The organism is Paenibacillus sp. E222, from assembly GCF_013401555.1.
Classification (GTDB): domain Bacteria; phylum Bacillota; class Bacilli; order Paenibacillales; family Paenibacillaceae; genus Paenibacillus.
In genome coordinates this window covers 5,947,173-5,958,362 of sequence record NZ_CP058552.1, presented here as the reverse complement: position 1 = coordinate 5,958,362, position 11,190 = coordinate 5,947,173, and the positions used below count along the sequence as shown (strand labels likewise).

Annotated in this window: 10 protein-coding genes and 1 pseudogene; 10 read left to right on the top strand and 1 reads right to left on the bottom strand. The window is 50.0% G+C overall.

Annotated elements, in window-relative coordinates:
* The first annotated feature begins 7 nt into the window (after positions 1-7).
* From HW560_RS26365 to HW560_RS26345, 5 genes are all read left to right on the top strand, one after another.
* Positions 8-760, top strand: coding sequence for a vWA domain-containing protein (locus tag HW560_RS26365; protein WP_064639011.1), 753 nt, complete (start codon positions 8-10; stop codon positions 758-760).
* An 11-nt stretch (positions 761-771) separates the two neighbouring features.
* Positions 772-1,614, top strand: coding sequence for a hypothetical protein (locus HW560_RS26360; protein ID WP_090896196.1), 843 nt, complete (start codon positions 772-774; stop codon positions 1,612-1,614).
* Positions 1,615-1,803: 189 nt separating this feature from the next.
* Entirely contained in the window at positions 1,804-2,610 is an 807-nt protein-coding gene (locus HW560_RS26355) for an SDR family oxidoreductase (protein ID WP_090896199.1), read from the top strand.
* Between the two features lie 371 nt (positions 2,611-2,981).
* Positions 2,982-5,501 (top strand): ATP-dependent helicase HrpB, encoded by a 2,520-nt coding sequence (gene hrpB / locus HW560_RS26350; protein WP_179265137.1) that lies wholly within the window; start codon positions 2,982-2,984, stop codon positions 5,499-5,501.
* A 574-nt stretch (positions 5,502-6,075) separates the two neighbouring features.
* Positions 6,076-6,678, top strand: a complete 603-nt coding sequence (locus HW560_RS26345; RefSeq protein WP_063563227.1) for a general stress protein — start codon at positions 6,076-6,078, stop codon at positions 6,676-6,678.
* Between the two features lie 140 nt (positions 6,679-6,818).
* Here the strand turns inward: HW560_RS26345 and HW560_RS26340 are convergent, their stop codons facing one another.
* Positions 6,819-7,229, bottom strand: a complete 411-nt coding sequence (locus tag HW560_RS26340) for a YidH family protein (protein WP_090896205.1) — start codon at positions 7,227-7,229, stop codon at positions 6,819-6,821.
* 61 nt (positions 7,230-7,290) lie between these two features.
* Between HW560_RS26340 and HW560_RS26335 the strand changes: the two genes are divergently transcribed.
* The 5 genes and pseudogenes from HW560_RS26335 to HW560_RS26315 all read left to right on the top strand — a co-directional run bounded on the left by HW560_RS26335 (position 7,291) and on the right by HW560_RS26315 (position 11,173).
* Entirely contained in the window at positions 7,291-8,436 is a 1,146-nt protein-coding gene (locus HW560_RS26335; RefSeq protein WP_179265136.1) for an acyltransferase, read from the top strand.
* 322 nt (positions 8,437-8,758) lie between these two features.
* Positions 8,759-9,133: a replication termination protein gene (locus HW560_RS26330; RefSeq protein WP_063563231.1), complete on the top strand. Its 375-nt coding sequence runs from the start codon at positions 8,759-8,761 to the stop codon at positions 9,131-9,133.
* A 2-nt stretch (positions 9,134-9,135) separates the two neighbouring features.
* Complete coding sequence (locus tag HW560_RS26325; protein WP_090896213.1) at positions 9,136-10,143, top strand: Gfo/Idh/MocA family protein; 1,008 nt, start codon at positions 9,136-9,138, stop codon at positions 10,141-10,143.
* Between the two features lie 407 nt (positions 10,144-10,550).
* Positions 10,551-10,880: pseudogene (locus tag HW560_RS26320) on the top strand (ribonuclease); the annotation flags it as partial.
* Positions 10,881-10,897: 17 nt separating this feature from the next.
* Positions 10,898-11,173 (top strand): barstar family protein, encoded by a 276-nt coding sequence (locus HW560_RS26315; RefSeq protein ID WP_090896220.1) that lies wholly within the window; start codon positions 10,898-10,900, stop codon positions 11,171-11,173.
* Positions 11,174-11,190 lie beyond the last annotated feature (17 nt).

The following is an 11,190-nucleotide window of genomic DNA, read 5'->3' as shown; positions in this document are numbered from 1 at the left end:
ATCCCAGATGAACTACACAATTCAAGCATCCCAGCGCACACCCGCACTGATAATCTATTTAATTGATATTAGCGCCTCCATGAATATGGTTCTGGACAACCGTCGACGGATTGATGTCGTCTATGATGCCTTATCTCTGGCTATTCGCCAAATGGTGTTTCGTTCGACCAAGGGGAACCGACTGACACCCCGTTACAGGATCGCGATTCTTGCATACAGCGACGATGTGTACGATCTGTTGAACGGGATTAAGGGCATTGACGAAATCGCTGCTGTGGGTTCCTTACCCGACTTAACACCGAAAAGATTCTCTGATTCAGCGAAAGCTTTCCTGCAGGCCGAGAAGATTCTACAGGCTGAAATTCCAAATATGCAGGATTGTCCTGCACCGCTTGTATGTCATATGACCGATGGGGTAGCTACTGGCGAAGATCCAGAGCCAATTGCCAAAAGAATCATGGGTATGAGCGTGCCTGACGGCAATGTACTTGTCGAGAATATTTTTATATCCGATCATCTGCTGGAAGGTCCCATTCCGGAGCCACGAAGATGGAAGGGAATTTCCCAGGAGACGGTTCTTCAGGATGAACACGGGGAGAAGCTGCGTAATATGTCCTCGGTTCTGCCGGAAAGTTATCGTGAGATGCTGGTTGAAGCGGATTATTTGCTTTCACCTGGTGCACTGATGATGCTTCCTGGTACTTGTGCAGAACTGGTATCCATCGGGTTTCAGATGTCCGCTGCTACGCCTGTGAGATAGGAGGGGAAATCATGAGAGCGATGCGTTTGGCAACATTGTCTGCTGGAGATAAGGGAAGCCGTGCTGAACACTATCAGGGCAGCTTCCGCTATGTGAGTGTCCAGACGGGGGAACAGCCGTTGACCCGTTATCAAGGTACATTCAAGTGCAGGTATGGTTATGGAAGAGCGGCGGAGACCGTTAATCAGGGAGACACCGGACAGGATTTTGCTGCTGTTCGCATGAAAGGTAATGTGTGTACTTTCGTATTATGTGATGGGGTAGGCATGAGTTACCTTGGTGATTTTGCTGCACGCTTTCTGGGAAACGCCTTGCTGGATTGGCTGGAAACGACTCAGCATCCTTCTCTGGATGCTATGGAGCGTCTCCTTCATGACTTGACAAGTCCTGCATCCGAGCAGCTGGAGAAATTGCAGCCTTGGGAAAACTCACCTTTACTGCTGCGGGAAGTGCTTATGGAGAAGCGGAGCAGGGGAAGTCAGGCCATGTATGTGTGTGGACGTATCGAGCTCTCTGCGGGCAACCGGAAAAGCAAGGTGTGGCTTGCCTGGCAGGGGGACTCCCGCATTCGTCTTTGGCGTAACGGTCAGGAGGAATCGGCAGCATTTCAGGTGAACTGCCGTACGAATGAACGTTGGTCTACACTGGAGGGTCCGGTTGGTGGCAAACCGCATATCTATGAAGCTAAACTGTCTGCCAGTGAAGTAGTTCGTCTGCAAATGTACACGGATGGCCTGAATGACCTGGATGCGATCCAGGCTTATATACCGGATGAGCACATCCAGGTACTGCTGGATGCGAGACATACGGGCGGGCTTGAAGATGATGCCGCTTTCATTGAGCTGGAATGGTGAGGTCGGGTGAAGCCTTACGAGATGATCTGATCATGCTGCTAAACATGGTGAGACTCAACTACGAAAAAACTTATGCATGTTGATTTAAAAGACACTCTTTTTGGGTAATCTTGTGAAGAATCTACTTACAGATATTGCATGAACGTACATTCTTACATAATTACGGAGCGAGAAGGAGTGGAATGGATAATGACACAACATAACGGCAAGCCACGGTTCGAAGGTAAAGTCGCCATGATTACAGGTGCTGGTTCGGGGATTGGCAAAGCGGCAGCGCTCAAACTGGCGAGTGAGGGAGCATATGTTGCGCTGCTCGATCTGGTTAATGATCGGATCTCGGAGACAGAATCTGAAATTAATAAGCTGCGTGCAGGTGCGGCAAGAGCATTCGATGTAGATATTTCCGATCCTTCCCGGGTGGAAAAAGCAGTTCTGGAGACCATCGAATTGTTTGGCGGCCTGGATATCGTTTTTGCCAACGCTGGTATTAATGGGGTATCGGCCCCGATTGAAGAAATTCAGGTTGAGGATTGGCAGCAGATTATTACGACCAATCTGAACGGGACTTTTTTTACGATCAAGTATGCACTGCCTCATATGAAGAAACGTGGTGGTGGCAGTATCATTATCACGAGCTCCATTAATGGTAATCAGCGCTTCTCCAGCTTCGGCATGTCGGCGTACAGTACATCCAAGGCAGGGCAGGTTGCTTTTGCGAAGATGGCTGCGCTGGAACTGGCCAAGTTCAAGATACGTGTCAATGTCATCTGTCCTGGAGCGATTGCAACGAATATTGACCAAAGTACGGTCAAAACGGATGAGCTGCATCAAATCGTCATTCCAATGGAATTCCCGGAAGGCCAGCAGCCGCTTGCGGATGGGCCGGGTCAGCCAGAACATGTCGCTGATCTGGTAGCTTTCCTGGCTTCTGCGGAGTCCAGACACATTACAGGTGCGGAAATTGTTATTGATGGTGCAGAGTCTCTGCTGAGCTAACTGGATGTATCAGTGATGAGCCTGTACAGGAAATAATTTCTCTTTTGGGTCAACATGCTAAGGAACCGACTACATCTTAAAAAGTGAATTATTGAGGATTGTAAAATGTCACGAATCTCAGCACGGTATTCCTTTATACAAAAGCCGTAAGAATTTAAAAAGCGACCCAAACGACGAAATAACGTCTTTGTGATTCGTTACATTTCAGACCTGTGCCAGTAGGAGCTATTAGCGTGTCCGCGGTTCATTAGAACAACATAACCTTAACTTGAGCTGTTCCCCGTCATGTTTATGACTTCTGGGAGAGCTCTTTTTTTGTTATAATGCTAACATTCGCAAAGACACGTGGAGCATCAATTAGGAGAGATGAGATGAAGACGGATTTACCGATACAACCAATTATTCCTGAGCTGAGGCAGTTATTTCAGGAAAAGGATACAGGTGTGTTAATTGCGGAGCCAGGTGCGGGTAAAACGACCGTAGTACCGCTGGCACTGCTGGAGGAGCCATGGGTTGCCGGACGGAAAATCATTATGCTGGAGCCCCGCAGACTGGCTGCTCGCTCGGCAGCTGCACGAATGGCGGCTTCACTTGGTGAAAAAGTGGGACTGACCGTAGGATATCGGGTACGTATGGATACACGTGTAAGTCCGTCCACTCGCATAGAAGTGGTGACGGAGGGTGTATTAACCCGGATGCTTCAACAGGACCAGGGACTGGAAGACACAGCGATGATTATCTTTGATGAGTTTCATGAGCGGCATCTGCAGGGTGACCTTGGTTTGGCGCTTGCGCTTGAATCCCGGGCCATGCTGCGTCCCGATCTGAAATTGCTGGTGATGTCGGCTACGCTGGACCCCGCTCCTGTCTGTGCATTGCTTGGCGAGGCAACCCAATGGATTGACTGTCCTGGACGAACGTTTCCGGTGAAAACCCGATATATGTCCAAACCGGCATCCGAGCAGATCGAGACTTTTACGGCTCAGGCCGTCGTTAAGGCACTGGCAGAACAGGAAGGGGATGTGCTGGTTTTTCTACCGGGTGCAAAAGAAATTCATCGCACAGAGCGAGAGCTGTCCAACCACATGCTTCCTGCTCATGCTGAGGTGCATACTCTATATGGAAGCATGCCTGTAGAACGGCAGGATGAAGCTGTGCGACCCGCAGATGAAGGTAAACGGAAGGTTGTGCTGTCCACGTCCATTGCCGAATCCAGTCTTACGTTGGCTGGAGTCAAAGTGGTGGTGGATGCGGGGCTGAGCCGTGCCTCGGTATTCTCGCCGCGGACCGGCATGAGTCGGCTCGTCACCCTGCCGGTGTCAAAGGCATCAGCCGATCAGCGGCGGGGGCGCGCGGGGCGGATTGCACCGGGCGTGTGTTACCGGCTATGGAGCGAAGAGGCCCATGGCGTGCTGCCTGATGCAGCAAAGCCGGAGATTGCCTCCGCGGACCTTGCGCCGCTGGCGCTGGAGCTTGCCGCCTGGGGTGTCCAGTCCCCTGCAGAGCTGCAGTGGCTGGACACCCCGCCTGCCGCAGCCTACGGCCAGGCACAGGCGCTGCTGCGCCAGCTGGGCGGCCTGGACGACGCAGGCCGCATCACGCCCTTCGGGCGGCGGATGAACACGCTTGGCGTGCATCCGCGACTGGCCAGCATGCTGCTCCGCGCGGCGGAGCTTGGGCTGGCCAGCTACGCCAGCATGCTGGCGGCACTGCTGCAGGAGCCTGCCGGCCTCCGCAGCAGTGGCAGTGCAGGCGCGGCGGGCACCGATCTGCGCCCGCGCGTGGAATCGCTGCTGACTGCAGACAGCAGCGGCATGCCGCAAGTGGCAGCGTCTGTCGCAGACGGTGCTGCCGTGCGGCGCATGCTCCAGGAGAGCCGCCAGCTGCGCTTGGCGCTCGGCCCGGCGGCCGATCCGGTACGGCCGGATGAGGACAGCTGCGGATGGCTGCTGTCCTTCGCTTATCCGGACCGGATCGGGCAGCGCCGGGAGGACGGCCGCTATCTGCTGAGCAGCGGCCGCGGGGTACGGCTCGCAGCGACAGAATCGCTGAGCCGTTCAGCCTATCTGGTCGCAGCCGAAGCCGACGACCAGGGCGCGGATGCGCGCATCCTGCTGGCTGCGCCGGTGCAGGAGAAGAGATTGCTGGAGCTGGGTCCACATCTGCTTCATGAAGAAGTGCAAGTGGCCTGGGACCGAAACACGCGCAGTGTGCGGGCACATAAAAGGCTGCAAATTGGAGCCATTACATTGAAAGAAAGCAGTATTGCACAGCCACCCGAAGATCAGGTGCTCGAAGCATTACTTTCAGGAATACGTATCGAAGGGCTGGATTGTCTGCCCTGGACAAAATCATCGCGACAGCTGGCAGACAGGATGCGCTTTTTGCATCATCATTTGCCGGAATGGCCTGATCTTATCGAAGATCATCTGACCGAAGAATTGGCAGAGCATCTCAGCCCTTTTCTGGCAGGTATGCGATCTGCTGCGGATCTCAAGAAATTGTCGATGCAGGATGTGCTGCTCGGCGGATTGAGTTGGGAGCAGCGACAGCAATTGGATCGTGAAGCTCCTACACATATTCAGGTGCCTAGTGGTTCGCGCATTCCGGTGGATTACAGCCGACCTGAAGATCCTACGCTCGCGGTGAGACTGCAGGAAATGTTTGGACAGCAAGAGACCCCGCGTATTGGCGGTGGTCGAGTGCCACTGACCATACATTTGCTGTCCCCTGCACAGCGGCCTGTACAGGTCACACGAGATCTGGCCAACTTTTGGCGGGAGACTTATTTTGAAGTGAAGAAAGACTTGAAAGGCCGTTATCCCAAACATTATTGGCCGGATGATCCGCTCGAAGCGATAGCGACTAACCGGGCTAAACCGCGAGTTTAGCTAGAATGTGTTTTCAAATCTGGATCTGAAAATGGGTTCTGGTTGCGTCCTGAACCGGGCGAGTATGCGATGGGCAGATTAGGGATTAGGCGGCATCTTGAGCGCTAACGAACATGAGACGTGTTATACAGGAGTTTGAAGCGCCTACAGAGGGATAGCGAACGTGAGATCACGTTATATCTGATTATGGAGCTGTCTGTGGCGTTTTTTAAGGCGTTTTAGAGAAAATAACGTGTCTGGTGCTCCTTATCATTGAAAATGAGAGTATAGGGTCCAATTAAGACGTCCTACGTTCTTTAGAAAACAACCTGCTGAGCCCCTTGTATTCTTCTGTCCAATTGCTCCGGAATAGAAGCCAAAACCAGATGAGGCTTTGCATATCAACGGTTACTTTCCTGAGTTCTACTTCGTTTCACACCGTGTGCAGACCCTAGCGCGGTGACTCGCTGCATATCATTGTTCTGTCAATTTCTTAGGTCTTCCAGGATTATGATATTGCGGTGGAAGCGTTTGAAAGAAAACGAGGCGGGTAATAACATAGCGAACCACTCAATTAGATGAGGAGGGATTCACTATGCAGAAGAAAATCGTAGGTGTGTTTAATACAGAACGTGAGGCATCATCCGCAATCGAGGGACTGAAAGCGCAAGGATTCACTTCAGATGAAATCTCGGTAGTCACACAGGATCGGGATGAACTGAAGGCCATTCGCGAAGAGACGGGTACAAAAGCGCCCGAAGGTGTAGCTGCAGGTGCGGCAACAGGCGGAGTGCTAGGTGGGGTCGCTGGATTGCTCGCTGGCATTGGAGCATTGGCGATTCCGGGCATCGGTCCTATTCTGGCCGCAGGCCCTATTGCCGCAGCCTTTACGGGTGCAGCTGTAGGTGCAGGAGCAGGCGGACTTGTAGGTGGACTCGTGGGTCTCGGCATTCCGGAAGAGGATGCAAGACAGTATGAGGAATACGTGCAAAGTGGTAAAATCCTGCTACTCGTGGACTCTACGGATCGGGACACGGATGTTTATGACGTGTTTAGCAGTAACAGTTATGTGAACCGGGACAGAATCGATGTCAATCGGGATGATGTTACGGTTGAGCGCACGGATCTCGATATGGAAAATCAAAGATTGGAAGCTCGGGATAAGGCCGCTCGACTTGGCAACAATACTTTTCTATAATAAATCGGTTCAGTAAAGACAGGAATCTTCAACTGGAATGATATATGTGAACCACCAGGTGGTCATCAGCCGGTTTCCTTAGAGGAAGCCGGCTTTTGTACCTGTATATGATGAATCAATGAAAGTCTGAGGTTCAGGTGTTAAACCTGCCAGGCAGGGAATAACAATACATACAGTAATACGGCCAGGGCCAGTCCAATCACCAGCAGCATCAGCGTCAGGAACCGAATCAATTTCGTGGATGCCTGGAATGTCTGTGAATTAATCTGATTGCGTTTTCGATGATAAGCGGAAGCGGAACACAAGATGATCAGAATGCCGCTGACCAAGGAAGTAATACCAATGATGATGGCTGCGAGATGGGCCATCCGATCATAGGCCGTTGAACTGAAGCCGAAGCCGGCTGCGAGAAAGCCGATCCCAACCATGGCAATGCCGGTACGAACCCAGGCCAAAAAGGTCCGTTCATTAGCCAGATGCTGTTGTACATATTTGGAGTCAATGGTAGTTATGTCTTGGTCTGTATCTGAGATGTGAATCCCCCCGTTCATCCATATATGGCTTCATTGTACGTCGTTTTCATGGCAAAACCAAGAAAGGAGGCTGTCTGTTATGCCTCGTAAAGAACGAATTACAGAAATTGAGAGTCTGAGGGGAATTGCTTTTGCGGCAGTCGTCCTTCAGCACTCCATAGCTCATTATTCCGTAGTCCCGGAAGCGGGACTGGAAGATGGCGTATTGCTCGCGATCCTGCTGATGCTGTCCAAATTTGCAGTACCCCTGTTTATTTTCATCACAGGTATGGTGCTTTTCTATAATACAGGAGACAAGTTGCATTATGGACGTTTCATGCAAAAGCGCTTAACCGATGTCATCGTTCCCTATATGATCTGGTCCCTGATCTACTTCACACTCGCGCCTCGCGGATGGAACGGATTTGGTTGGCAGGATATCCCTGACCTTGGTTTGAAATTAATCACGGGTAAAACGACCTCGCATTTTTGGTACATTATTATGCTTATTCAGTTTTATCTTTTATTTCCCCTGTTTTTGAGAGCAATCCGTTATGTCTATAACCGATATGAGGCGAAGGGGCGCACCATAGCTCTTCTGATCTCCGGTGTGGTGTACCTAGTGCTCGCGGATCAATTGCGAAATATCGCCAGGTTCATGGATTGGTTGAATGTCCCGGTGCTGACCGATGCCTTTACCACCTATGCTGATCGAAATTTCCTGTATTTCTTTTTTTATTTTGTGCTTGGTGCGGCAGCCGGTCTATCGGTTCAACGCTGGAATGAGCGGATTCAACGTTTGCGCTGGGTATATTGGACCGTGTTTATTGTGCTGGGTCTTCGGTTTATATATAAGTTAATGCAGGAGTTCCAGAAGCCGGAGGGTATACAGATTACGTTCTATACTGTTAGTCTCATCCGGCCGGATATGATCTTATTCCTCATTGCGTCCATCATGGTGATGTACCAGCTGGCTGGCAAGCTCCACAATATCAGAGTAACACGATTGCTGGCGTGGATTGGCGGGGTGTCATACGGGGGATACCTGATGCACATGCTGATGTTGCGCTACAGCTACATTCCGGATGAACAGTTTTATGTGGCATGGGGATTAAACCCCGTCGTGCGCATGATCATCACCTGGCTGCTTGCGCTTAAGTTATCCTGCGTACTCACATGGCTCATCTCTCGCGCAAGCTGGGGCAAGTGGATTGTGGGAACCGTACCGAAGTCCAAGCCTGATTAACAGGTGAATACATCATTATATGAAAAATTCAGAACAACAGTGAGTTGAAGGCCGATAAAAATGAAGGCAACAACCTGAAAAAAAAGTGACGCCAATACCATGATTAACACTTTTGAAATAAATTTTAAAATTTCATTACATGAAAAATTCATAATAGAAAACCCAAATTCTCGCTCTACCTTACGTTCCTGCCTAGCCATCATTTCTCCTTCTTGCCTTCCAACGCCCATGGATTAAAGGGAGAAAGACGGATAAAGATGGCAGAAGGGGAACATAAGTTTTATAATACTAGATATATAGAGCTGACAGGAGGGGAATGAACGTGGCTTTTATGATTGCGCAGCGGGCATTTATTAAGCTGTATCTGATTACCATGGTTGAACAGCATAGGGGATACGGCTATGAAATGCTGGAGGCAATGAAGCAGGAATTCAAAGCCTACGGATATGTACCACCCCAGAGCGAGATATACCGGGCGCTGCATGAATTGGTTCAACAGGGTGTCTTTTATCGTACGAAGAAGCTAAAGGGCAGTGATCCGAAAGTCGATTTTCAGGAAATCGTTTTATATCACTTCACGGATGATGGTGCGGAGAAAGCCGAATTATATAAAAAACAGGTCAAAGCCGATCTTGATCGTTGTCTCGGTATGTTACACAAGGCAGAAGAGGACAATTACGGAGTGAAAGGAAGATAAGCATGGACAGACAACTACAGTGGGGTGTACTTGGTACATCCACAATCGCGAAAAATGCAGTCATTCCGGCGATTCAACAATCCGAACGTGGTGAGGTCTTGGCGATAGCTAGCCGCAGCAAGGAGAAGGCGGAAGCTCTTGCGAATGAGCTCGACATTGCCAGAGCGTATGGCAGCTATGATGAACTCATTGCGGACCCGGATATTGAAGCTGTGTATATTCCTCTGCCGAACCACATGCACAAGGAGTGGACGATTAAGGCTGCTCAGGCTGGAAAACATGTATTATGTGAGAAACCGGCTGCTCTGAATTCAGATGAAGCGGCGGAAATGATTGAGGTATGTCAACAGCACGGCGTACTGTTTGCAGAAGCCATTATGTATCGATACCACCCCAAGCATAGACGTGTGCAAGAGATTATTGCCAGTGGGGAGATTGGTACGGTCAGAGCGCTCCATGGCAATTTCACTTGTAATACCGCTGACGATAAAGACAATGTAAGGTTCAAAAGGGAGATGGGCGGAGGATCATTATTTGATCTTGGCGTATATCCAATCTCGGCAGCCCGCATGTATCTGGGGCAGGAGCCGGAAGCTGTAACAGTACACGCTCTATTTTCGGAAGAGCATGATGGCGTCGATATGATGGCTTCAGGACTTGTGGAGTTTCCCAATTCAGTAGCGTTAACGTTTGACTGCGGCATGTGGGCCTCGGGACGAGCCGAGATGGAAATTCTCGGTACCGATGGACGGATTGAACTACCCAAGGTGTTCGGTTGGGAGAACAGTGATATTCCACCACAGATTATCGTGCACACCGATTCCGTCAGCCGTGAGGAACGTGTATCGGTATCGAACTCCTACGTTTTGCAGGTGGAGACCTTTGCAGCCGCAGTGCTTGAAGGAGAAGAGCTACCGTTCAGTCCGCAAAACACCATTCAGAATATGCGTGTCATTGATGCATGCCTGGAATCGGCACGAACCCGTCAACGGGTACAGTTAGTGGATTAAAGGAGAAGCTAACATAATAACATGCTTAGCATGATAGATGATAGGAATTTACCGAAATGGTAGACTCCATCCCCCGGGATGTGAGTCTTTTGTTGTATTTAAATGTTATATTTATATATTTTTACAAAAACGGCAGTTGAATTTGATCTTTCCTCCAAAATGATGTGATATAAATAGTAAATAGATGGCTTGTTCACTATAATCTAGCAGAACGTACATCCAGGTGGAATTCACATCTCATATCACTTACATAGTGGCAACGTTCATCCATTTTAAGTCATTGGGAGGCTGGATTGATGAAAAAGTTTATGTCTACAGCACTGCTCGCGGTTATGTTAACGATTGTTTTCTTCACCAGTTCACAGATCGCTCCGGTTGGACAGCAGAAGGCTTCAGCTGCAACGTGTACCATCATCAACACGTTTACGGGTGTGGCTAACTATCTCAGCGCCAACGGCAAACTGCCATGCAACTACATTACCAAAGCACAGGCAACGGCACTGGGCTGGGTATCGTCCCAAGGCAACCTTGCTACGGTTGCTCCGGGCAAAAGTATCGGTGGAGACGTGTTTAGCAACCGGGAAGGTTTGCTTCCAGCAGCAAGTGGGCGTACTTGGCGTGAAGCGGATATCAATTATACTTCCGGATTCCGTAATTCGGACCGCATCCTGTACTCCAATGACGGCTTGATTTACAAAACGACAGACCACTATGCATCCTTTACTCGCTTGAAATAAGGAAGGACAGGACCGACATGAAGAGGATAGTACTTAACGGTGAGGATTTTTATAACACAACAGAGCTGCATGAGCTATTAAAGCAAAAGCTTGAACTGCCGGACTTTTACGGTGCAAATCTGGACGCCTTGTGGGACTGCCTTACAGCCATGATTGAGCTGCCGCTTGAACTAACCTGGACGAACTACCAGATCAGCAAGGAACGGCTGGGTAGTGAGGCAGAGAAGGTGTATCAGTTGATGCTGGAGGCAGATGAAGAGAGTATTGGATTTCAATTCAAGACTGAGGACTAATACATGAACTACGAATC

Excerpts from the sequence above, each read along its gene's own strand:
- HW560_RS26365 (WP_064639011.1), top strand. The coding sequence starts at position 8 with ATGAACTACACAATTCAAGCATCCCAGCGCACACCCGCACTGATAATC.
- HW560_RS26360 (WP_090896196.1), top strand. The coding sequence starts at position 772 with ATGAGAGCGATGCGTTTGGCAACATTGTCTGCTGGAGATAAGGGAAGC.
- HW560_RS26355 (WP_090896199.1), top strand. The coding sequence starts at position 1,804 with ATGACACAACATAACGGCAAGCCACGGTTCGAAGGTAAAGTCGCCATG.
- hrpB (WP_179265137.1), top strand. The coding sequence starts at position 2,982 with ATGAAGACGGATTTACCGATACAACCAATTATTCCTGAGCTGAGGCAG.
- HW560_RS26345 (WP_063563227.1), top strand. The coding sequence starts at position 6,076 with ATGCAGAAGAAAATCGTAGGTGTGTTTAATACAGAACGTGAGGCATCA.
- HW560_RS26340 (WP_090896205.1), bottom strand. The coding sequence starts at position 7,229 with ATGAACGGGGGGATTCACATCTCAGATACAGACCAAGACATAACTACC.
- HW560_RS26335 (WP_179265136.1), top strand. The coding sequence starts at position 7,291 with ATGCCTCGTAAAGAACGAATTACAGAAATTGAGAGTCTGAGGGGAATT.
- HW560_RS26325 (WP_090896213.1), top strand. The coding sequence starts at position 9,136 with ATGGACAGACAACTACAGTGGGGTGTACTTGGTACATCCACAATCGCG.
- HW560_RS26315 (WP_090896220.1), top strand. The coding sequence starts at position 10,898 with ATGAAGAGGATAGTACTTAACGGTGAGGATTTTTATAACACAACAGAG.